At 40.7% G+C, this 22,400-nt stretch carries 20 protein-coding genes; 18 read left to right on the top strand and 2 right to left on the bottom strand.

Annotation, left to right across the window (positions count from 1 at the left end; genetic code table 11):
- Window positions 1-90: 90 nt before the first annotated feature.
- The 8 genes from IGJ01_RS13630 to rbsK all read left to right on the top strand — a co-directional run bounded on the left by IGJ01_RS13630 (window position 91) and on the right by rbsK (window position 8,066).
- Window positions 91-747 (top strand): SGNH/GDSL hydrolase family protein, encoded by a 657-nt coding sequence (locus IGJ01_RS13630; RefSeq protein ID WP_005234072.1) that lies wholly within the window; start codon window positions 91-93, stop codon window positions 745-747.
- Window positions 744-2,210 (top strand): alpha-L-fucosidase, encoded by a 1,467-nt coding sequence (locus IGJ01_RS13625; protein ID WP_430601174.1) that lies wholly within the window; start codon window positions 744-746, stop codon window positions 2,208-2,210. The genes IGJ01_RS13630 and IGJ01_RS13625 overlap by 4 nt, the downstream gene beginning before the upstream one ends.
- A 10-nt stretch (window positions 2,211-2,220) precedes the next feature.
- Window positions 2,221-3,030: an alpha/beta hydrolase gene (locus tag IGJ01_RS13620; RefSeq protein ID WP_086316532.1), complete on the top strand. Its 810-nt coding sequence runs from the start codon at window positions 2,221-2,223 to the stop codon at window positions 3,028-3,030.
- Between the two features lie 151 nt (window positions 3,031-3,181).
- Complete coding sequence (locus IGJ01_RS13615; protein WP_008380606.1) at window positions 3,182-4,195, top strand: LacI family DNA-binding transcriptional regulator; 1,014 nt, start codon at window positions 3,182-3,184, stop codon at window positions 4,193-4,195.
- Window positions 4,196-4,335: 140 nt separating this feature from the next.
- Window positions 4,336-5,256 (top strand): ribonucleoside hydrolase RihC, encoded by a 921-nt coding sequence (rihC, locus tag IGJ01_RS13610; protein ID WP_008380607.1) that lies wholly within the window; start codon window positions 4,336-4,338, stop codon window positions 5,254-5,256.
- A 12-nt stretch (window positions 5,257-5,268) separates the two neighbouring features.
- Window positions 5,269-6,639: a C4-dicarboxylate transporter DcuC gene (dcuC, locus tag IGJ01_RS13605; RefSeq protein WP_005234077.1), complete on the top strand. Its 1,371-nt coding sequence runs from the start codon at window positions 5,269-5,271 to the stop codon at window positions 6,637-6,639.
- A 4-nt stretch (window positions 6,640-6,643) separates the two neighbouring features.
- Window positions 6,644-7,138, top strand: a complete 495-nt coding sequence (locus IGJ01_RS13600; RefSeq protein WP_244732383.1) for an acetyltransferase — start codon at window positions 6,644-6,646, stop codon at window positions 7,136-7,138.
- Between the two features lie 4 nt (window positions 7,139-7,142).
- Entirely contained in the window at window positions 7,143-8,066 is a 924-nt protein-coding gene (gene rbsK / locus IGJ01_RS13595; RefSeq protein WP_280517186.1) for a ribokinase, read from the top strand.
- Window positions 8,067-8,114: 48 nt separating this feature from the next.
- Here the strand turns inward: rbsK and IGJ01_RS13590 are convergent, their stop codons facing one another.
- Complete coding sequence (locus IGJ01_RS13590) at window positions 8,115-9,212, bottom strand: GntR family transcriptional regulator (RefSeq protein ID WP_016612757.1); 1,098 nt, start codon at window positions 9,210-9,212, stop codon at window positions 8,115-8,117.
- Between the two features lie 194 nt (window positions 9,213-9,406).
- Between IGJ01_RS13590 and IGJ01_RS13585 the strand changes: the two genes are divergently transcribed.
- Genes IGJ01_RS13585 through IGJ01_RS13565 form a run of 5 tightly spaced genes read left to right on the top strand, consistent with a single transcriptional unit; the run spans window position 9,407 to window position 14,832 of the window.
- Window positions 9,407-10,297, top strand: coding sequence for a carbohydrate ABC transporter permease (locus tag IGJ01_RS13585; RefSeq protein ID WP_016612756.1), 891 nt, complete (start codon window positions 9,407-9,409; stop codon window positions 10,295-10,297).
- A gap of 12 nt (window positions 10,298-10,309) precedes the next feature.
- Window positions 10,310-11,176 (top strand): carbohydrate ABC transporter permease, encoded by an 867-nt coding sequence (locus tag IGJ01_RS13580; RefSeq protein ID WP_034872123.1) that lies wholly within the window; start codon window positions 10,310-10,312, stop codon window positions 11,174-11,176.
- A gap of 18 nt (window positions 11,177-11,194) precedes the next feature.
- Window positions 11,195-12,451 carry an ABC transporter substrate-binding protein gene (locus IGJ01_RS13575; RefSeq protein WP_244732381.1) on the top strand — a complete coding sequence of 419 codons (1,257 nt, stop codon included), beginning with the start codon at window positions 11,195-11,197 and terminating at the stop codon, window positions 12,449-12,451.
- Window positions 12,448-13,500, top strand: coding sequence for a glycoside hydrolase family 76 protein (locus IGJ01_RS13570; protein WP_016612752.1), 1,053 nt, complete (start codon window positions 12,448-12,450; stop codon window positions 13,498-13,500). The genes IGJ01_RS13575 and IGJ01_RS13570 overlap by 4 nt, the downstream gene beginning before the upstream one ends.
- A gap of 42 nt (window positions 13,501-13,542) precedes the next feature.
- The gene (locus IGJ01_RS13565) at window positions 13,543-14,832 is read left to right on the top strand and encodes a glycoside hydrolase family 125 protein (protein ID WP_016612751.1); all 1,290 of its coding nucleotides are present in this window, start codon (window positions 13,543-13,545) and stop codon (window positions 14,830-14,832) included.
- Between the two features lie 801 nt (window positions 14,833-15,633).
- Here the strand turns inward: IGJ01_RS13565 and IGJ01_RS13560 are convergent.
- A complete protein-coding gene (locus IGJ01_RS13560; RefSeq protein ID WP_016612749.1) occupies window positions 15,634-16,848 on the bottom strand; it encodes an amidohydrolase family protein in 1,215 nt (404 codons plus the stop codon).
- Between the two features lie 229 nt (window positions 16,849-17,077).
- Between IGJ01_RS13560 and IGJ01_RS13555 the strand changes: the two genes are divergently transcribed.
- The 5 genes from IGJ01_RS13555 (at window position 17,078) to IGJ01_RS13535 (ending at window position 22,400) form a co-directional block, all read left to right on the top strand.
- Entirely contained in the window at window positions 17,078-17,491 is a 414-nt protein-coding gene (locus IGJ01_RS13555) for an RDD family protein (RefSeq protein ID WP_005234081.1), read from the top strand.
- Window positions 17,469-17,762 carry a hypothetical protein gene (locus tag IGJ01_RS13550; RefSeq protein WP_005234082.1) on the top strand — a complete coding sequence of 98 codons (294 nt, stop codon included), beginning with the start codon at window positions 17,469-17,471 and terminating at the stop codon, window positions 17,760-17,762. The genes IGJ01_RS13555 and IGJ01_RS13550 overlap by 23 nt, the downstream gene beginning before the upstream one ends.
- A gap of 50 nt (window positions 17,763-17,812) precedes the next feature.
- On the top strand, window positions 17,813-20,140 hold the full coding sequence (locus tag IGJ01_RS13545) for a glycoside hydrolase family 65 protein (protein ID WP_430601173.1): 2,328 nt from the start codon (window positions 17,813-17,815) through the stop codon (window positions 20,138-20,140).
- Window positions 20,141-20,151: 11 nt separating this feature from the next.
- Complete coding sequence (locus tag IGJ01_RS13540; protein ID WP_005234084.1) at window positions 20,152-21,429, top strand: sugar ABC transporter substrate-binding protein; 1,278 nt, start codon at window positions 20,152-20,154, stop codon at window positions 21,427-21,429.
- A 62-nt stretch (window positions 21,430-21,491) separates the two neighbouring features.
- The gene (locus tag IGJ01_RS13535; protein WP_430601172.1) at window positions 21,492-22,400 is read left to right on the top strand and encodes a carbohydrate ABC transporter permease; all 909 of its coding nucleotides are present in this window, start codon (window positions 21,492-21,494) and stop codon (window positions 22,398-22,400) included.

Here is a 22,400-nt window from a genome sequence, read left to right as displayed (position 1 = left end):
AAGTGAGTAAACAGCGTTTGGTTAAGCAATCACTTAAGAAGATTGATCCAGCACCAGCGGATCAGTCTTCTTTCTTTAAGGAGGAAAACAATGATAGTGGATAAAAAAGATCGTCTGCTTTTTATGGGGGATTCGATCACAGATAGTAATCGAAATTATCAAGCGATACCTGCGGGATGGTCATCATGGGGGGACGGCTATGTTCATCTGATCAACGCCTATACCACAGCATTACTCCCACAAATGGAATTAATGATCGTTAACCGAGGCATCAGTGGAGATACAGTCGTCGATTTGAAGAAGCGTTGGAAGGATGATGTATTGGCATTTCAACCAGATTGGGTAACGATCATGATCGGTGTAAATGATGTGTGGCGGCATTTTGATGGCACATTTGCTCAAACGGAACTGGTGGGGATTGAAAGATTTGAATCAGAGTTGCGTGATTTGATCGCTCAGACATTACCGAGTGTCAAAGGAATGATTCTCTTGACCCCGTTTATGGTTGAAGCCAACAAAGAAGATCCACTAAGAGAAATGCTTACCAACTACCAACACGTGCTTGCTAAAGTAGCGCAAGAGTATGGTATCCTTTTAGGAGATACGCAGGAAAAGTTTGATGATTTTTTGCTTTATCAGTCATCCTATGTCTTAAGCAGTGATCGTGTGCATCCGTCGACTGCAGGACATGTGTTGATTGCAAAAACATGGCTGGAAACAGTCGGTATTTTGGAGGAAAGACCATGATCACAGTAGAAACGATCCACCAAGTCGCGCATCAAGGCCCCTTTTTCCCAAATTGGCAGTCATTGGGCGCTTTTGTTCTACCAGAATGGTTCCCCAAAGCAAAATTCGGGGTCTTCATTCATTGGGGATTGTATAGTGTTCCTGCATTTAATAACGAGTGGTACTCCAGAAATATGTACATCAAAGACCATCCGGAATACGATCACCATATCAACACCTACGGTCCGCAAAAAAACTTCGGCTACAAAGACTTTATTCCCATGTTTACCGCAGAAAAATTCGATGCAAATGAGTGGATTCAACTGATCAAACAAGCCGGTGCCAATTATCTTTTTCCCGTTGCAGAACATCACGATGGGTTTCAGATGTACAAAAGCGAGCTGTCTGAATGGAATGCGGCAGTTATGGGACCGAAAAAAGATATTCTTGCGGAATTAAAAGAGGCAGCTGAGGAACAAGGCCTGCATTTTTGTACCTCATCTCATCGTGCCGAACATTGGTTTTTTATGGGACACGGTAAGGAATTCGACAGCGACATCAAGGAACCGTTAGCAAAAGGCGACTTTTATTGGCCTGCTATGCCAGAACCTGATAATCAAGATTTGTATAGCGAGCCATATCCCTCAAAAGAGTTTTTAGATGATTGGCTGCTGCGAACCTGTGAACTCGTCGATAACTATCAACCAGAGCTGCTGTATTTTGATTGGTGGATCCAACATGAAGCCTTCAAGGAGCACTTGCAACTTTTCGCTGCTTACTATTACAATCGTGGGGCTGAATGGGGCAAAAAAGTTGGTATCTGCTACAAACACGATGCCATGATGTTTGGTAGTGGTGTCGTGGAGATCGAACGGGGAAAATTTGCCGAACCACAACCTTTTTACTGGCAAACAGATACAGCGATCGCTCGTAATTCATGGTGCTATACCACAACGTTGGATTACAAAACAACGCGTGAGATTTTACAGGATTTGATCGAAGTCGTCAGTAAAAATGGCAATCTCCTTTTGAATATCGGGCCGAAAGGGGATGGTTCGATCCCAGAAAAAGATCAAGCAATCTTAAAAGAAATCGGTGCGTGGCTAGATGTAAACGGTGAAGCCATTTATGAAGCGAAACCATGGCGCAAAGCCGGGGAAGGACCCACGACCGTTGTCTCAGGCCAATTTCAAGAGGCACAGGCGACGACATACACGAGCCAGGATTTCCGCTTTACGGTTCAGGGGGATTCGTTGTATGCTATTGGCATGGCAAGTCCTGAGAATGGACACGCAAGGATCCAAGCACTGGCCCAGTCTAAAGATCAAAATTTGCCAGAATTTCACGGCATCATCCAAACCGTGACGATTCTAGGACACGAAGAACAGCCTATTGATTGGCAAGTGACCGATGAAGGCTTGCAGCTAACTTTTGAACCAATTGAAACCGACCAACCAATCGTCTATAAAATTACAATGAAATGAGGCGCAATCCGTGATACATGAAAAAAGAACCGCACTTTTACCAGAAAGCCAAGCCAGTTTAACCACGTATGTCATGGAAAATTCTCCTGAAATGGAACCAGATCGTGTTCGACCAGCGGTCATCATCTGTCCTGGCGGCGGCTATGAAATGTTGTCTGATCGCGAAGCGGAACCCATCGCCATCAAAATGATGAGCTTTGGTTTCCAAGCCTTTGTGTTGCATTATAGTATCAAACCGGCTGTCTATCCGTTAGCCTTAAAGGAATTGGCGGCTGCCGTTCGTCTTGTGCGCACCAATCATGAGGTCTGGCACGTCGATCCTGAAAAAATCATTGTTGCCGGTTTTTCAGCTGGTGGTCACTTAGCTGCTAATCTGGGTGTGTCTTGGCAGCAACCTTTTCTAGCAGAGGCTTTACAAGGAGCCAATGAAGAATGGCGACCTAACGGGTTACTGTTGAGTTATCCGGTCTTATCTAGTGGTGAACTTGGGCACCAAGATTCCTTCCGTTCATTATTAGCAGATCGCTATGAAACAGAAAAAGCCGCTTTGTCTTTAGAGACTTTAGTCAATGAACAGACACCGCCGACGTTTCTTTGGCATACGTTAGAAGATGGATTAGTTTTGGCGGAAAACAGCCTCCTTTTTGCCGAACAGCTGCGCAAATTTAATATACCTTATGAGCTGCACATTTTCCCTCGCGGTGGTCATGGACTAAGTTTAGGAACACCGGAAACCGCCAACGGCAATCAACACGGTATCGAAGCATCGGTTGTCCGTTGGCCAGAATTGTTTGCTGATTGGGTGAAGTGGAACATCTAAGAGGAATTCAAAAAAACAGTATAATCTCTAATCAATCATCTTTGTCTAATTCTCAAATCCATTTTTTCAACAGCATAAAAAGGATTTACTGAAAACACAAGATTGAGTGCTTGGTTCATTTACAAAATTAGGAAAGTGAAAGGAGTATTCAGTGAAAGTCAGATTAAAAGACATTGCAAAAGAAGTAGGTGTATCGATCGCAGCCGTTTCTCAAGTGTTAAATGACAAACCGATTCGGATCACAGAAGAAAAAAAACAGCAAATCAAGCGCTTGGCGGCAGAAAACAATTATACGCCGAATGCTGCGGCTAAAAGCCTGGTTTTGAAAAAAACCAATACGATCGGACTGATCATCCCAGATATCAACAATCCTTTTTTTGCCAACTTGGCCAAGGTCTTAGAAGATTTGCTGCGAAAACAGGGGTATCTGCTGATTTTGGTCAACTCAGATGATAAAGTTGACGTTGAGAAGGAATTGATTCAGCTCCTGATTGACCGCAACGTTGATGCGTTGATCATCGCCCTTTCAACCGAATCCTACGCGGATGAGGTACAAACCAAAGAACGATTGAAGAATCTTTCGGTTCCAATCGTTTTGGTTGATAGAGGAATAGATAACTTTGAGGTCGATCAAGTCTTTTATAATAATCGGCATGGGGGATACATTGCTACCAGTGAGCTAATAAAAAAAGGACACAAAAAGATTGGTACGATGATGAACCCTGATAAAAATATCAATTGTGTGTATCGATACCAAGGCTATTTAGATGCGCTGAAGGAATTCAATCTCCAACGAAAAGACAGTTGGCATGTGGTAACAAAGTTCCAATTTGAAGACGCCTATGAAAAAGCAGACATTCTCTTAAAAAACCGAGATGTAACCGGCATTGTTGCTGGCAACGACTTGATTGCATTGGGAATTATGAAGCGTGCCAAAGAACTAGGAATCAAAGTTCCAGAGGATGTTTCGATCGTAGGATACGACAATCTTGTTTTGAATGATCTTTTAGAAGTATCTCTAACGTCTGTGGAACAAGATGTAAATGATTTAGGTGAAAAAACGGTTCTTGCCTTGATGAATGCAATCAGCGGACAGAAGCCACGTTACGTCCAATTGACACCTAGATTGATAAAAAAGAACAGTGTGACTGAAAGAGTTTCCTAGCGAAACTCTTTTTTTACTATTGACAGCGCTTTAAAACGATGCTATTCTTTGTGTGAACATTAGATAAAACGCTTTATCAGATGTTCGCTTTTTTTAGAAAAATGATAAAACGTTTTATCAAAGGTGAGAGGAGAATACGTATGTCAAAAAAAGAAGTCATTATTGATACGGATCCGGGGATCGATGATGCAGTTGCGTTGGGAATTGCTCTGTTTAGTGAAGTCTTGGAGGTCAAGTTGATCACGACAGTGGCCGGAAATGTCGGTATTGAACATGTCACCAATAATTTACTGAAACTGCTTTCCTTTTGGGATTTGTCGATTCCAGCAGCACAAGGTGCATCTCAGCCACTAACGCGAGCAGTCAAAGATGCCAGCGATGTTCATGGGGTCACAGGAATGGCCGGCTATTCATTTCCAGAACCAGATCGTTCATTGCTGCTGGAAACTTCAGCTGTGGAAGCGATGTATCAAACGATCAAAAAGAATAAAGAAAAAATCACAATTGTCGCATTAGGTCCTCTAACGAATATTGCTCTTTTACTTAAGATTTATCCAGAAGTCAAAGAAAAAATCGATGAGATCGTTTTAATGGGCGGAGCCTTAGGCAGAGGAAACTTTGGTGTATTGTCAGAGTTCAATATTGCGATTGACCCCGAGGCTGCAACGATTGTTTTTGAGAGCGGCTTACCACTTTCTGTAGCACCATTAGATGTGGGCGCCAAAGCGCTTGTTTACCCAGAAGACAGCGCAAAAATCAAAGAAATGAATCAAACCGGAGATATGATGGTTCAATTATTCAAAAAATACCGTGGTGGCAGTTTTGGCACGGGGCTGAAAATGTATGACAGTTGCGCGATCGCTTATCTTTTGTGTCCAGAGATGTTCACTGTTCAAGAGACTTTTGTTGCGATCGAAACACAAGGAGCCTACACAGCAGGTGCGACAATTGTCGATCTCAACAATCGTCTGAAGCAGAAAAACAATTGCCGTGTTTGTGTCGATATCGATGAAGCGCTCTTTAAAGAATGGTTTTTACAGGCAATCAGCAAGTGTAAATAGGAGGGGAAAGAAATGATAGAAGCGATTTTAGTACTCGTTGTTTTGGGGATCGTCGGATATTTTATTATTAAGAGTTATAATCCAGCATTGATTTTGATTATTGGGGCACTTGTCTTGCTTTGTGCATCCGTTGCTTTAGGAAATCCGCTTTACCCAGAAGGCGAAGGGACTGGCTTGGCCTTATTCGATATTTTTTTAAAGCTTAAAGATACGATCATCTCTCAAGTAAGTTCTGCTGGTCTAGTGATCATGATCTTATTCGGATATTCAGGTTATATGAATCTCATTGGTGCCAATCAAAAAGCTGTCAATATCCTGGTTCAGCCAATGACCAAAATCAAGTCTAAGGCATTATTTATTCCGATCGTTTTCTTATTAGGGAATTTGATGTCGTTAGTCGTCCCAAGTGCATCTAGTTTGGCAATAATTTTGATGGCAATCCTTTATCCACTGCTTCAAGGGATTGGTATCTCTTCCTTAACAGCAGCCGGAGTTATCGCAATGACTGCCACGATCATGCCGACGCCATTAGGTGCGGATAATGTGATTGCGGCTCAGACATTGAATTACAACATCTTAACTTATGTTCTGTACCATGCGAAAATTTCCATCCCAACATTGCTGATCATGGCCATTGTTCATTACTTTTGGCAAACGTATTGTGATAAAAAAGAAGGCAAAGATGCCTTTGTAGAACTAAAAGAAATTGAAAGTAAGTCAGAAGAAACGGCTGTTCCTGGATTTTATGCAATTTTACCACTCCTTCCTTTGGTGTTGATCATTATCGTTGGTATAATCGGTATATTCAAAGAAGGTGTAACAATGGATATTTTCGTCCTAACGATGATTTCCTTTTTTGTCGCATTACTGATTGAATGTTTGAGAAAGAAATCTTTCAAAATCGCGCAAGAAAGTGCAGTGGAACTATTCAAAGGAATGGGACAAGGGTTTAGTCAAGTAGTCATGTTGGTTGTGGGTGGATCATTATTTACCACAGCTATCCAAAGCTTAGGAGTGATTGATTCACTAATGAGTGCGGTAGAAAATTCTCAATCTGCTGGCGTGTTAACGGCATTGATATTCAGCGGCGCAACCGCATTGTTCGGTATTTTGAGTGGCGGAGGATTGGCGATGTTTTACGCTGTGATTGAACTGATTCCCGATATTGCCGCTAAAGCGGGAATTGACGGGATTTTGATCGCCTTGCCAATGCAGATGATCGCCAATCTTGGCAGAACGATCTCACCAGTTGCCGCTGTAATTATGATTGTGTCTTCTTCAATCGACGTCAGCCCTGTTCGGTTACTGAAACGAACCAGCGTTCCAACGATCGTTGGGATTATAGCAGTGGTCATTTTGTCGTTGGTATTGCTCCCTTACTAGAGTCATGAATGAACTTCAAAGGGCGTCACGACAAGAATTAGCAGAGATTTTTCAACTGTTCATCGAAGCAAAGCAGCAGATGAATAGAAGGAAAATCTACCAGTGGACTGATACTTATCCCTCCCTAGAAATCTTAGCGAAGGATATCGAGAAAAAGGAACTGTTTGTGTTGAAGGATGAAAATAAAAACATTGTAAGTGCCGGTGTTTTGTCAGTTGACTCATTGTCAAATTGTAGCAAAGAATATCATGGGATAAGAACGATTCAGCGACTCGTTGCGAGACCATCTCAAGCGGGGCAAGGCTTTGGCTGCCAGTGGATCAGAAGCTGTTTGGAACAACAGTGTGATGAAGGGGAAACACTTCTTTCAATCACAAATCATACCAATCTGCCCATGCAGCGATTATTTGTAAAAACAGGGTTTTTAAAGGTTGGTGAAACGACCATTGAGGGTCGGGAAGCTTTTGGTCCTTTTTATATATTCAAGAGAAATAGGTGATTTTTTGAGTAAGATAACGATTTTAGGTAGTGTGAACATGGATATCGTGATCACGACAACACGAATGCCGAGGATCGGCGAAACGATCATTGGGGAGCAAATTGATTATTTTGTCGGGGGCAAAGGAGCAAATCAAGCAGTGGCAGCTTCTCGTTACGGTGCATCAACAAAATTTTTAGGGAAAATCGGGGAAGATACTTTTGGGGAAAAGGTTCTTCAGCACCTCAGCAGAGAAGCTCTCGATTTATCGGCTGTTTCCCGTGAAAAAAATATGTTCACAGGAATTGCGAGTATTTTTAAATTAGCAGAGGATAATTGTATCACTGTCGTCCCCGGTGCGAATGGACTGATCGATGAAGCCTACGTTCAGCAAACAATCAGTGAACTTTCACAAGGGGATATCTTACTTACTCAACTGGAAATTCCTGTGGAAACAATCAAACAAGCATTGATTCTTGCCAAGAAAAAAGGAGTTCTAACGATTTTGAATCCTGCTCCTTACAATGAAATCGTACCGGAACTCCTGCCGTATATTGATATTTTGACACCAAATGAAACGGAATTTGCCGCTTTGATCGGTAAAGAGGCCATTTTGGAAGACGAAATTGAGCAGGTCATTGCTGATTGGCAAAAAAAATATGCCACGCGAATCGTTGTCACACGAGGAAGCAAAGGGGTAACATTTGTAGAAAAGTCACAAGTTGTGACGATTCCATCGAACAAAGTTTCAGTTGTAGACACTACCGGTGCAGGGGATACCTTTAATGGCATCTTGGCAGCAGCTTTAGGGGAAGGAGCCGATTTTTATGAAGCCGTTTCTATGGCGAATAATGGAGCTAGTCTGTCCGTTCAAAAGCTGGGGGCTCAAACAGGAATGCCACTAAAAAGTGAAATAGAAGAGTTTATGAAGCAGCAAGCGGAGAATTAGAAAAAACTTCTGATCAAGTGTGATTCTTGATCAGAAGTTTTTTTGAAGTTAATGTGTTTTGGACACCACTGAGTCTCCTTCAATTAAACGGTACCCTAAATTGATTTTTTCAATTGCTTCAGGATCAGCAATTTTTTGCAACAAGACTTCAACCGCCTTCTGACCAATGGCTGTCTGATTTTGTTTGATATGGGTAAAAACGAAAGCATTCAGATCAAAAATATTTACTGTTGGGTGATCAAAGCAGACGACGGAGTAGTCTTGGGGCACTCGTTTGCCGATTTTTTCGATCGCACTTTTTGCAAGGAGTGCAATATTATATTCAGTCGTAAAAAGAGCAGTGATTTGGGTGTTTTCTTCCAAAAAACTGACAATCAACTTTACATCGTCTTCAATACTGCGAGAAGAATTTGGAACGACAGAATCGATCATTGATAAAATTTGATTTTGACTGACTGCCCGATTCTCATCGACATGCGCCGCTAAAAAACCATTGACACGTTCGTCAATCGTTGAGACGCTGCTGTCAGAAGTAATCAATCCGAGTTTTTCATGTCCCTTGGCAAATAAATAACTAGTCAGTTCTTTGGCTGCTGAAAAACTGTCGGTTTGAACGCTACATATCGGTAAGTTCGCCATCAAACGATCAATAACCACAATTGGAAAATTCTTCGAAATTAGTTCAAGAATTTTAGGAGAAGTATATTCTGAGGAAGTAGGCAATAAGATGAGCCCTTGAATTCCCATCTCAACGAGTTCTTGAATCAATCTGTTTTCTGTTTCAGGATCGCCATAACTTATTTTTACAATAAAATGTATTGCTTCTTCATTCGTTTTTAAGATAGAACGAAGAATTTGTGCGCCAAAAAAGTCAGTAAAATTTGTGATGATCAATCCAACGATCAGCTTCTTAGGCGAAATATCTGTTTTTTTGTTATTGACAACAACTGAGCCCTTTCGAGGCTTTCGGAGAATGTAGCCCTCTTCCTTTAGAAGATCAAGGGCTTTTTTTACTGTGATGGTACTTACTTTGTAGGATGTTGATAGTTCTTTTTCTGTCGGTAATGTCTCGTTCAAGGAGACGACTCCTGATTCAATTTGTTGTTTTAATTCTTCATAAATGACTTGGTACAATGGCTTACTCATTTTCACGCCTCCATTTCTTTAATAATCGCATTTATCTATATATTAAATATATTATATTGATAAAGCAAGCGGTTTATTCGATTAAATATTTATGAAACCGTTGACATTGTCAAAACTATTATATATAATTCGATTGTAAAGTTAATGAATATATTAAATCTGTTTAATGTTATATTGAATAAGGGGGTTGCTTGATGGAAATCGTGAAGAAGAACAAACGCGGGATAAATGAACAGCAAAATATTGCTTATTGGTTTATATTGGTGCCGGTTTTCTTACTTGTTGTGTTTGCAATTGTTCCAATTATCATGGCGCTTTATTACAGCTTTACGGATTACAATATTATAGAGAGTCCCAATTGGGTTGGGTTTAGAAATTTTACTAGAATTTTTCAAGATGAATTTTTCTTTATTTCCTTAAAAAACACAATTGTATATACCTTTCTATATGTTCCGTTAGGATTGATCGTTTCTTTAGGAGCCGCAATACTCCTCAATCGAAAAATGAAAACTACAAGCTTGTTTCGAACGTTTTTCTATCTTCCGGTTTTATGCTCATCAGTTGCTACCGCAACCATCTGGTATTGGCTATTGAATCCCCAAGTTGGGTTATTAAATCAATTGCTCGGATTGATTGGAATCAATGGCCCCGCTTGGTTATACAGCTCAAACTGGGCGATGACTGCAATCGTAATTATGAGTGTATGGATGAGCTTCGGTGGAAATATGATGATTTTCTTGGCAGGGCTTCAAGGAATCAATCCAGCGTTATATGAAGCAGCGGACATTGAGGGAGCAAATTCATGGCAAAAATTTCTCGGCATTACTTGGCCGCAATTGTCTAAAACTACTTTTTTGGTTAGTACACAGTTGATCATTGGTGCATTTCAAGTTTTTGATCAAGCATACATGCTGACAAAAGGCGGTCCGGGAAATTCTACCATCACGATCGTTTACTATATCTATAATAAAGGGTTTGGTGGTCTGGAGATGGGCTATGCCTCTGCATTGTCATTTCTGCTGTTTATGATTATTTTCGTTTTCTCTTTGATCAACATGCGTCTGACAAATAAAGAAACAAATTAAAGGAGAAAAGTTATGACAAAAATAAAATCTTTTCGAACAGTTTCTTGGTATTTCATGGTGATTATAGTCAGTTTAACAACAGTGCTTCCATTTGTATGGACGATATCAACTTCCTTCAAATCAGATAGTGAGATTCTCAGCGGTTCAATGAATATCATACCAAGTCAGTTTACCTTTGATCACTATCGGGAAGTTTTTAAGACGATGCCGTTTCTGACTTATCTAAAAAATTCGCTGATTTTAGCGCTTGGAGGTGTCGCAACGAATCTGTTTTTTGGTTCATTGGCTGGGTATTCTTTTGGACAACTGAGATTCAAAGGAAAAAAACCAATCTTTTTAGTTTTTTTAGCTTCGATGATGGTGCCAGGAATCGTCACGATGATTCCCACATTTATCGTCTTACGGGGATTTCCTTTAGCTGGTGGAAATAACCTTGTCGGCTCCGGCGGACTGGGTTTGATCAATTCTTATTGGGCGATTTTGCTTCCTGGAGCTGCAGGTGCTTTTTCAATTTTCTTCATGAAGCAATTTTTTGAACAGCTGCCTAGAGAGCTTGGTGAAAGTGCACGGATGGATGGAGCCACTGAGTTCAAAATTTTTTGGAATGTTTATTTTCCTTTAGCCAAGCCTGCCTTAACAACATTAGGTATCATGACTTTTCAAGCAGGATGGAATGCCTTCATGTGGCCAATGATCGTTTTGAATGCTGAAGAAATGAAAACTGTTCAAGTGGGGCTGGCTGCTTTTCAATACAATTATAATACTAATTATGGACCATTGATGGCAGGTACTATTTTAGCAACATTGCCTGTACTCATCCTATTTATTTTTGCACAACGCAACTATGTTCAAGGAATGGCCGATGCTGGAATTAAATAAAAAAGAGGAGGAAATGAAATGAAAAAAGTTTTAAAAGGATTGCTGTTAGCAGGGGCAATCACATTGTTAGGTGCTTGTGGCAGCAACAATGTGCAGACTGACCAGGCAGACGGGGAGAAGCAAACGATTACCTTTTGGGGATCGTGGAGTGGTGATCAAGTTAGTCAGCTGAATCAATTGATTGATCAATACAATGATAGTCAGGATAATTATGAGGTTGCTTATAAAGTACAAGACAATGTAGAAGAAAAGCTGCTAACTGGTATGGCTGGCGGAGAGATTCCAGATGTCATTTTATGGGATCGGGTGAATACGGCGATGTACGCTCAGAAAAATGCGCTGTTGGATTTAGATGATTTAATTGCGGAAGACAATATCGATATGACTTCTTTTTATGAAGAGACAGTGAAAGAGATGCAGTATGAAGAGAAACAATACGGGATTCCGCTTTTAGTAGATAATCGCTCGCTTTTTTATAATAAAACTTTATTAGACGAAGCGGGCGTCGAACCGCCAACAACTTGGGATGAATTGTTAGATGTCGCAGAAAAAACGACAAAATGGGACGGAAATACGCTTGTCCAAGCTGGTTTTTCATTAGATGATGTCGGTTTGTTCAATATGTGGCTTCAACAAGCAGGCGGTAGTATGTTGAATACCGATAATACTGCAACAGCGTTTAACTCTGAAGCAGGTATGGAAGTTTTGGACTTTTGGGATAAGCTGATGAATGAAGCAAAAGTTTATCAACAAGGGTTTAACGACGGGTCTGATGCCTTTGCCGCAGGAAAAGTAGCTTTGGCATATAATGGCCCTTGGGCATTGGCTGACTATGATAAAGTAGATGGATTGGAATACGGTATCGTACCGCCGATGACAGGTCCAAATGGTGATAAAGGCGCATTGACTGGAGGATTCGGATTAGTGATTCCGAAAACTGCTAAAAATCAAGAGGCTGCATGGGACTTTATTAAATGGTGGACTACAAATCCAGATGTCGGTGTTGAATTTGCTAAAATCTCAACGTGGTTGCCAGCAAATATCGAGGCAGCGCAAGATCCTTACTTTACGGAAAATGAAAAATATAAAGCTTTTGTGGAAACGATGGATTTTGCTAAAGTCCGTCCAACTGTGACTGGTTATTCTGATGTTGAGAGACTCGCATTGATTCCACAGTTAGAAAATGTCTTTTCTGGAAAAATCAGTGCACAAAAAGCCCTTGAAAATGCCCAACAGCAAGGTGATAAAATTTTGAAAGAAGGATCAGGAGAATGACCGATTTTAACAACTATGCGGAGCTTGCTCAGGAAAGTATTGACTATTTCTACAAAGCAGAAACACCAGAGCAATTTGTAAACAATGTGTATCCATTAAGAAGTGTGGAAGAAAACACTGTTTTCAACTATTGGTGGATCGCTCATTTAGTCGATGTCCGCATTGATGCTTATTTGAGAACAAAGAAAGAACAGTATTTGCAAGCTGCGGAAGAGACTTACCGCTATAATAAACAGCGAAATCAAGGAACACTGCTTCATGAATACTATGATGACATGCTTTGGAACGCTTTAGCCGGCCTACGCTTGTATGAATTGACTCAAAAACAGGAATATTTAGAAGATGCGCGGGAAGTCTGTCTCGATATTTTTGATACGGCCTGGAATGATCACATGAACGGCGGTTTTGCGTGGAAAAGAACACAGCTTGATTATAAAAATACTCCGGTAAACGCACCGATTATGATTTTAGCCCTAAGACTGTATCAAATAGAGGCAGATGAACGCTATTTGAACACTAGTCATGAGACGCTCAAGTGGATGAGAGAGCACTTAGTGAATCCTGAAACAAAATTTGTAGAAGATGGTATCAATCGAAATGGTGATGGAAAAGTCGATGTTCAATGGCAATTTACCTATAATCAAGGAGTGTATATTGGCGCTATGATCGAGTTTTTTCATGTAACGAAGGATCCCGCTTATTTAGAAGAAGCACTGCATTGTGCAAAAACGTCCATTGAAACAATTGGAGCAAGTGGTGTGTTCGATGACCAAGGAGATGGAGGAGATATCGGATTATTTAAGGGAATCGAATACCGATACTTAAAATTATTGTTTGAAAAAGCGCAACAATTTGGATTGGATGCTTCCTTCATTAAACATTTTGTTATTTCCAGCTGTGAACTACTCTTACAGCATAGTACAAAGGAGCAGCATTTGCTGACTTATCGAGATTGGCTTGTGGAGGAATTGCCTGAAAGTGTTTATTTATCAGATCAATTATCGGGGGTCATGGCATTGGAAGCAGCCGCGGCAATAGAAAAATTTTAGAAAAACTGGGAAACCAGTTTTTCTTTTCAAGAGGTGGAAAGAATGCCCTATCAAAAAGTACCAACTGTTGTGAAAGAATTTATGGAAGAAATCACCGAGCTATGCGGAGTAGAGCACTCCAAGTGGGCAGAAAATTTTCAGGCCGCGTTTGCCAATACCGTCCTCACGACAGTAAAAGAGCAGAGTGATGGCAGTACCTTTGTGTTGACTGGAGATATACCCGCGATGTGGCTGCGGGATTCAACAGCACAAGTCCGTCCTTATCTTTACCTTGCAAAAAAAGACCAGGGGTTGGCTGATATGATTGCGGGTCTAGTAAAAAAACAATTTACGTTTATCGCTATTGATCCTTATGCCAATGCTTTTAATGAAACGGAAAACTTTGCCGGGCATCAAGAGGATGATACGAGGATGAATGGCTGGATCTGGGAACGAAAATACGAGGTTGACTCTCTGTGCTATCCTGTGCAATTGGCGTATTTACTTTATGAAAATACGGGACGTACCGATCATTTTGATGCTGCCTTTGTCAAAGGAGCGAAGATGATCATCGATGTATTTCGCATTGAACAAGATCATGAGCAATCTACCTATCGTTTTACACGTGACACTGTGAGACAAGAAGATACACTGACAAATGGGGGCAAAGGAACGCCAGTTGCTAAGACGGGAATGACTTGGTCGGGATTTAGACCTAGTGATGATGCATGCCGGTATGGTTATTTGATTCCTGCCAATATGTTTGCTGTTGTGATTCTTGATTACTTGAAGTTCATTTTTACCACTATTTTAGAAGAACCTGAAATCGCAGATTCTGCTTCAACTCTGCGTGAGGAGATCCAAGCAGGGATTGACAAATACGCCTACACGACAAATGAAAAAGGAGAGACAGTTTACGCTTATGAAGTAGACGGATTTGGCAATGCAGTGATCATGGATGACAGCAATGTACCAAATTTGATTTCAGCACCTTATCTGGGGTACGGTTCAATGGAAGATCCAATCTATTTAGCGACTAGAAGAACACTCCTTAGTCGAGAAAATCCTTATTTTTATGAAGGAAAGTATGCAAGCGGCATTGGCTCATCCCATACACCTGAGAACTTCGTATGGCCGATCGCAATGGCTATGACGGGATTAACAACGAAAGACAAAACAGAAAAAGCCAGTATCCTTGATCGATTAACGGCTATCGACGCTGGTACAAAGCTGATGCATGAAGGAATCAATGTTGATGATCCAAGTGATTACACCCGAGAATGGTTTTCTTGGGCAAATATGATGTATTGTGAATTAGTAATGGACTATTTTGATTTTAAGGTAGAAAAATAAATGAGTTTTGGAATCAATCTAGGTCATACAAAAGTCAATTGTGGTTTTGCTGGATAACTAGAAAAATAATTGTTTCAAAAGAGCAAAGATAATCGATCCATAAAAATAAACAAAGAAAATTGTTTGCTTTTTAATCACTATTCATTGGTCACTCTAAGAGTGCACAGTTTGATACCTGGTAATGCGAATAAAGCGGCTGATGATTAGGAGCATATTTTATCATTACCAAAACCAGGTTGACACAATATTGATTTTTGCGGACATTAATGCGATTTTATAATCTTCCTGTTTTTTGAACAACAGATATGAATACTGGAACGTGTGGGGAAATGAAAGAAGACGCTGAAAAAAGCGGTGCAGATATTTACCTATAACGGAACCGAAAAGATAACTATAAGGTATCATAAAGACTGCTTGGCGGACTTTCTGCTGGACTGACTATCGAAGTACGCACGGAAGAAAAGGGGAAGTTTCTTTCGGAAAATAACTAGGTCTGGCAGTTTATGACTCACTATATTGCACAGGCATTGATCATTTTAACACGTTTGGTTACACTAAATCGTATCATTTTAGAGAGAAAGGTAATGAATCCTAAACATCTGATCACAAAGTATCGCGCGAAGTTTCATAGGTAATTTGGAGAGGACATATAGATAGTGAAAACTGAAGAATGATCGTCTTTTCGTATTTTCTTAGCGCAAGAGGTTTGAAAGGCTATGTACAATTAGCAAACGACTATTCCTGAAAAAAGGCATCTGCGCCTCTAAAAAGAAGCGCAGATGCCTTTTATATAGGTAAGATTTATGCGGTGAAAACAACTGTTCCTTGATAAAAGCTTTTGCTGACGAAGCCTTTACGGGCAACGAATTCTGCCGTACAAGTAGCTGGTGTCAGTAAGAAATCAGCCGAATCACCAACCTTAGGCCATTGCTGCGCACCGTTTTTATCCAATGGGACTTTGCCATCCGTGACTAAACCTAATGCTTGCGTCAAGTCTTCCTGACTTTTGACGGCAAAAATCTCTAAATAGCGGGCCAGTTTTTCTTGTAAAGAACCATCTCCTAGAGAAGACCAAGAATCATAGACGTTGTCGCAACCAATATGAACAGCAACGCCATAGCTTTGCAATTCCTTAAGCGGTGGAATCGTGCCAGGGCTGATGGGAATACTTGAAATGATGTGGATCTCTAAATCTGCTAAGGCTTGAAAGACTTCTTTGCGTTCTGTGCCTTCAAAGTCATTTAGACCAAAGGCGTGACTGATCGCCACATTTCCTTGCATATTGAATTCCTTCGTCAAACGAATCATTTCTTTGACGGTCGTTCTGCCAGCTTCTTGCCGATCGTGAAGATGGAGGTCAATCCCGACATGTCCTTTTTGAGCAAGTTCAAAAGTTGTCCGTAAGGAAGCCTGGTAATCTTGATCGAGTGTATAAGGATCAACACCGCCAATAAAAGATGCTTTGCCCGTTGCTAAGGCTTCTTCAATCAAAGAAGCAGCATTTGAGCGCAATAAGCCATGTTGTGGGAATAAGACCAACTCCGAGCCAAAAGGTTGTTCGGCAACTAATTCGGTAATCGCATCAAAATAACGCAGCTGAGTCATTGGTTCAATATCAATATGTGAGCGGAACATCACCGCACCATGAGGCAGTTCTAAATCGATCAGCGCTTGTCCGCGTTCTTTGATCGATAACGGCAAGGAATCTAATTGGGGAATCTCAGTTTCAAATCGTTCCACCAAGCTAGCTGCCGGCGTTACTGGACGCCAAGGAGTACCTAATTTACTTTTGTCCAAATGACAATGTTTTTCGATCAATCCTGGCAACAATAACTGATTTCCCCCATCAATGATCGTCGCTTCGCTTGATGCCTGCCATTCGGTCATCGGCACGATCTCCGCTATTTTTCCATCATTGATCCCGATTGCTGTATTTTCTGTTTTGGTTCCATAAGACCAATCGCCTTCTTTTAAATAACTCGTCTCAAGTTGTACATTTGTAAGCCATAAATCCAAGAAATCGCCTTCTTTCGTATTTGCTTCATGGTATCACAAGTAAAGCTGGTTCCCAACCAAATCGCTTGCAAAAAAACAGACAATCTAAAACGTTTTAGTATTTACGCGATTTTCCATTAGGAAATCGGAAAAAATAAAAATTATTTTTTATGAAAACGCTTGAATAGAGAAAAGATGTCTGGTAATATGTGGATGTAACGAAAAGGTTTTCGAAAAAAGGGGGACAAATATGCTGTTACTAAGATTGCTAGCATTTTTGATTGATTGCATGATCATTTTTTTACCAAGTACCATGCTTAGCTATCTCCTAATGGTACCTGCTGGAGTAACGATTGTCTTGCCACAACTTCTCTTTGTGGTCTACAACATGATTTGTTTGAGTAGTTTTGAGGGGAAAACGATTGGCAAACATTTTGCGAAACTCGTTGTTTTTACGAATCAACGTAATTTATTAACTGTAGGAATGAGGGAAGTAGCAAAATTGCTCTACTTTTTACCAATGATCGGTTGGTTGTTTTTCACTGGTTCTTTCTTCCTCTATCTAGGTACGAAAAAAACGTTACACGACATTTTAGGACAAAGTGTAGTGGGGTTCAATAAGAAACAGGGGAATGATCAGTATGAACGAAACCTCCTTCGATGAGTTGTTAACAGGGAATCCTTTATTGGAGATCAATACACAAGCGCTACTTTTGTTAGTTATTTTTGCTTGGGCTAGTGCTAGTCTTATTGCTTGGAAGTGGCGAAACGAATACCAAGCCGCAAAAATAATTAGAGATTATGCTTACTATGCGCCACTCCACTTGATCGTAGGATGGGTGTTTCTTAACGCAGCAATTGTCCTAGTAATTGGTAGTTATTTCATGGGCTTGATTGTACTTTTGTTTCGGTCCAATAACTATTTTTATAAATAAAAAATTTTTGAAAGAAACTAAAACGTTTTCTGAAGAAGTAGGAGGAAAAAATGGAGACAGCGATGCAGTATTTAAAAGAAGACCCTTGGAAAATTACGGAAAAGACCTTTGATACAAAATGGTTAGGCAAAGCAGAAGCCATCATGTGTTTGGGCAACGGGTATCTGGGGATGCGCTCTGTGACAGAAGAGAAATATGTTGGCGAAACGCGTAATCTTTTTGTTGCAGGAACCTTTAATAAATTCGACGAAAATGAAGTGACTGAGCTTCCTAATGTGCCGGATATGATTGGAATGGAGCTCCTTTTTGATGGCGAACGATTAGATTTATCAAAAGGCAAATATTCAAACTATTCACGTGTCTTAAATTTGAGAACTGGGGAACTCACGCGCTCCTTTCAATGGAAACATGGTCAGATTAATGTCGAACTGACCTTTAAGCGATGTGTTTCCTTTGCCCAAAAGCATGTGTTTGCGCAACAAGTGCTGGTCGAAAATTTAGGAAAAGAAGTCACGTTGGAAATTATTTCTGGTATTGACGGACAAAAGACAAATAGCGGCTCACAGCATTTTACTGAAGGTGACAAATCATTAACAGAAAATCGTTTCTTACAAATGATGCCAAAGACCACTCAATCTAAGATCGCCTTTGTTCTTTCGACAGCACATAATCTAGAAAAAACAGAAGATTGCTATGATGGAACCAAGAAGCGGATCGAGATGGGAAGACGGAAAATCTACAATCGTTACTGGCAAACCTTGGCACCTAATGAGACGTTGAAGCTTGAGAAGTTTTCTTCTGTTTATACCACGATCGATAAAGAGCATTTAGGAAAGACACCACAAGATTTGAAGAAGATTGCCCTTGAAGAGCTGAAAGAGATTCGCAAAAACGGCTATCAGGAATTAGCAAAAGCTTCAGCAGCGGCATGGGACAAAGAAGTCTGGTCCGTCTTTCCAATCAAAATCAAGACAGAGAACACACTAGATCAATTAGCGATTCATTTTGCAAAATATCATCTACATGTGATGACACCAGCCCATGACGAACGCATGAACATAGGTGCCAAAGGCCTATCTGGGGAAGGGTACAAAGGACATACCTTTTGGGATACAGAGATTTTTATGCTGCCATATTTTACCTTCACACACCCAGAAATCGCCAAAAAATTAGTGACTTATCGCTATTTAGGTTTGGCTGGTGCCCATAAAAAAGCTACTGATAACGGCTATCAAGGCGCCCAATTTCCGTGGGAAGCTGCTTGGCCTGAAGATGGTGAGACTACGCCAGTTTGGGGCGCTGCGGATATCCTTACGGGCTTACCAACGAAAATTTGGTCAGGATTTATTGAACAGCATATTACCAGCGATGTCACCTACGGCATCAAACAATTTATTGATGTAACGAATGATCAACAATTTGCATGGGAAAAAGGCTATGAAGTGATTTTTGATACGGCGATCTTCTGGGCGAGTCGTTTAGAGTGGTCCGAAGAAAACCAGCGCTTTGAAATTTTAGACGTAGTCGGACCAGATGAATATAAGGAGCATGTCGATAATAATGCTTTCACGAATCATACTGCGCACTGGAACATTCAATTAGCTATTTCATTGTATGAAGAGTTGAAAAAGAACCAGCCAGAACAATTTACGAAACTAGCTGAAAAATTACCATTAAATGAAGCTTATCAAGAATGGCAAGCAAAAGTAGCTGCTATTTATTTACCGCAACCAAATGAAGCGGGAATCATCCCGCAAGATGATACCTATTTGACGAAAAAAGAGATCGATCTCACGAAATATAAAAATGATTCGCAAGTAGGCACACTGTTCCATGAGTATAACTTAGAACAGGTCAACGAGATGCAAGTTTCGAAACAAGCGGATGTTCTTTTGCTCTTGTTCTTATTTGAGAACCTTTTTCCAAAAGAAGAGAAACGGTTGAATTGGGATTACTATGAGCCGAAAACGTTGCATGATTCTTCCTTATCCTTATCGACACATGCCATCCTCGCTGCTGATTTAGGGGAAGTAGCACTTTCTTATGATTTGTTTCAACAAGCAATCAACATTGATATGGGAGAAAATATGCTGTCTTCCAATGAAGGGATTCATGCAGCATCACTCGGCGGTATTTGGCAAATGACGGTCTTCGGCTATGGTGGTATCCGTTGTTTAGACGGCCAGTTAAGAATCGAACCACATTTACCAAAGGCTTGGGAAGCACTTGAATTTGGTATTATGTGGCACCAACAGCCATTAAAGATTGAGGTCACACAGGAAGGTTTTACGGTCACCAACCATGGGGAGCAAGCGATTGAGTTTATCGCTTTTGATAAGGTTTATCTGCTTGAAGAACAAATCAAAATCACTTTTTAGGGGGAAATAAAATGACTGGATGGAAAAAAGTAGTAGGAACAGGGCTTCTATTGTCTGGAGCAGTGGTGCTGGCAGCTTGTGGGGGAAACGAAGACACCAGTAGTTCGACAGATCAGACGGATTTCACGGGGGATTCGTTAACGATCGGTGTTTGGGGTGGCAACGAGGCAGAAGAAAAATCGTTGGATGAGATGATCCAATCTTTTGAAGAAGCAACGGGTGCAACAGTTGAAAAGAAAGTATATACCGATTATAATACCCAAATTCAAGCTGACATGGCTGGTAGAACGGCACCAGATGTCTTTTACGTGGATGCCTATATGTTCCCATGGTTCTCAGAGAATGGCACACTTGCAGAGCTGGATCCGGCTAATTTTGAAAGTGAGCAGTTTTATGATAGCTTGATCGATGCTTTTACGACTTCGGATGGACAACTGCAGGCTGTTCCCAAAGATATGTCAACTTTAGCACTCTATTTCAATACAGCGATTTTTGAAGAAGCGGGTGTGTCGATCGATGAAGTGCCAGACACACTTGAAGCGTATGTTGAGTGGCTGCCGTCGTTCCAAGAAAAAATCAATGAGGCGTATGGTGACGGAAATGTTTTTGCCATGAGCTATAACCAAGATATGGCTCGCAACTATCATCTTGCAACGCGGGAAAATGCTCAACCAATCAATGAAGATGGGACGGCTAATTTGGCTGATCCAGCAGTAGTTGATAATCTTTCGATTTTAAAAGAGTTGGTCGATACGAAAGCAGCTGTTACACCGCAAGATATCGGAACAGGTTGGAACGGCGAAGCTTTTGGTTCTGGAAAAATTGCGATCATGGATGAAGGAAACTGGGTGTATGAGACACTTAAGACAGAATTTCCTGATATTCCTTTTGTTGTAAAAGAAATGCCAACGTATAAAGGAACGGAAGGGTCAATGATGTTTTCTGTCGGTTGGGGAAAATATGTTGGGACCGAAAAAAGTGCCTTGGCAGATAAATGGATTCAACACGCTACTGGTCAAAGCGGTATGCAAGCATGGGTTGAAGGAACCGGGACATTACCTAGTCGTCAAGATGTAGCAGATGCGGCCAAAATCACAGAAAACAGTGACTTGAATGTTCACCTAGAGGCTTGGGATTATGCAACGATTTGGCAAAAGGGCACCACTTTAGATACGATCAACAAAGCCTATCAAAACTTTTTACCAAATGCTTTAAATGGAAACATGACCTTTGAAGAAGCAATGGAAGCTGCTGATGAACAAGCGAACGCAGATATTACAGCAAATTAGTCTGAATTTGAACGAGGGAGAGGAACTCCTCTCTCTTTTCTTTTGGGAAAGGTGACAACATGATGGAACGAAAAAAAACTAACTATACAAAAAGCCAATGGCAAGAAATCCGACAAGCTTGGCTCTTTCTGGCTCCAGCAATCATTGTCGTAGGAATCTTTTTCGTCTTAGCTGTTCTCTTTGCTTTTTATCTATCTTTCAACGACGTCAATTTGTTTACCAATACATTTTCTTTTAAAGGGATAGAAAACTATTTACGTATCTTCACCGATCAAAAAGCGCGAATCGCTCTTAGAAATACGGCCACGTTTGCCTTGGTCGTCGTTCCGTTACAAACGATTTTTGCTTTGATTATCGCGTATATTTTAAGCAGCAAAGGAATCAAGGGGAAGAAACTGTTTCGGATGGTTTATTTTTTGCCAACTTTAACTTCTAGTTCAGCATTGACGATCATCTTTATGTTTATTTTTAATATTTACGGTCCAGTCAATGACTTATTTATGAATTTAGGATTTTACTCAGAACCAATCAATTTTTTACAAGAACCGGCCTATGCGTTGAAAGTGATTATGGTAATGAATATCTGGTCGACCGTGCCTTATTATATGACGATCTATTTGGCTTCTTTAGTTGATCTGCCTCATTCTTTGTACGAAGCAGCAGAGATCGATGGTGCGACAACCGTGGATAAATTACGGTATATCACGATTCCTTATCTACGCCCAATCACTACCTATGTACTGCTGACGGGGATCATTGGTACCTTTCAGATGTTTGACCAGGCGTATATCTTCTCGAACGGATCAGGGGGACCCAACAATTCGACTCTGACCTTGTCACTAATGATTTACCAATACGCCTTTGGACAAATGAACACGATGGGGTATGCGGCAGCATTAGCGATCGTTTTAGCAATTCTTATCTTTATCACGTCACTTTTAGCAGAAAAATTGAACAAAGAAAGAGGGTAA

It is taken from the genome of Enterococcus sp. AZ089, assembly GCF_050547225.1.
GTDB classification, from domain to species: Bacteria; Bacillota; Bacilli; order Lactobacillales; family Enterococcaceae; genus Enterococcus_D; species Enterococcus_D entomosocium.
Note: the sequence above shows the minus strand (reverse complement) of the source record. Positions and strands in the feature narration are given on the sequence as shown.

What these genes read in the sequence shown, in the direction of transcription:
- IGJ01_RS13630 (WP_005234072.1), top strand. Translation starts at nt 91, where the DNA reads ATGATAGTGGATAAAAAAGATCGTCTGCTTTTTATGGGGGATTCGATC.
- IGJ01_RS13625 (WP_430601174.1), top strand. Translation starts at nt 744, where the DNA reads ATGATCACAGTAGAAACGATCCACCAAGTCGCGCATCAAGGCCCCTTT.
- rihC (WP_008380607.1), top strand. Translation starts at nt 4,336, where the DNA reads ATGTCAAAAAAAGAAGTCATTATTGATACGGATCCGGGGATCGATGAT.
- dcuC (WP_005234077.1), top strand. Translation starts at nt 5,269, where the DNA reads ATGATAGAAGCGATTTTAGTACTCGTTGTTTTGGGGATCGTCGGATAT.
- IGJ01_RS13600 (WP_244732383.1), top strand. Translation starts at nt 6,644, where the DNA reads ATGAATGAACTTCAAAGGGCGTCACGACAAGAATTAGCAGAGATTTTT.
- IGJ01_RS13590 (WP_016612757.1), bottom strand. Translation starts at nt 9,212, where the DNA reads ATGAGTAAGCCATTGTACCAAGTCATTTATGAAGAATTAAAACAACAA.
- IGJ01_RS13585 (WP_016612756.1), top strand. Translation starts at nt 9,407, where the DNA reads ATGGAAATCGTGAAGAAGAACAAACGCGGGATAAATGAACAGCAAAAT.
- IGJ01_RS13580 (WP_034872123.1), top strand. Translation starts at nt 10,310, where the DNA reads ATGACAAAAATAAAATCTTTTCGAACAGTTTCTTGGTATTTCATGGTG.
- IGJ01_RS13575 (WP_244732381.1), top strand. Translation starts at nt 11,195, where the DNA reads ATGAAAAAAGTTTTAAAAGGATTGCTGTTAGCAGGGGCAATCACATTG.
- IGJ01_RS13570 (WP_016612752.1), top strand. Translation starts at nt 12,448, where the DNA reads ATGACCGATTTTAACAACTATGCGGAGCTTGCTCAGGAAAGTATTGAC.
- IGJ01_RS13565 (WP_016612751.1), top strand. Translation starts at nt 13,543, where the DNA reads ATGCCCTATCAAAAAGTACCAACTGTTGTGAAAGAATTTATGGAAGAA.
- IGJ01_RS13555 (WP_005234081.1), top strand. Translation starts at nt 17,078, where the DNA reads ATGCTGTTACTAAGATTGCTAGCATTTTTGATTGATTGCATGATCATT.
- IGJ01_RS13550 (WP_005234082.1), top strand. Translation starts at nt 17,469, where the DNA reads ATGAACGAAACCTCCTTCGATGAGTTGTTAACAGGGAATCCTTTATTG.
- IGJ01_RS13545 (WP_430601173.1), top strand. Translation starts at nt 17,813, where the DNA reads ATGGAGACAGCGATGCAGTATTTAAAAGAAGACCCTTGGAAAATTACG.
- IGJ01_RS13540 (WP_005234084.1), top strand. Translation starts at nt 20,152, where the DNA reads ATGACTGGATGGAAAAAAGTAGTAGGAACAGGGCTTCTATTGTCTGGA.
- IGJ01_RS13535 (WP_430601172.1), top strand. Translation starts at nt 21,492, where the DNA reads ATGGAACGAAAAAAAACTAACTATACAAAAAGCCAATGGCAAGAAATC.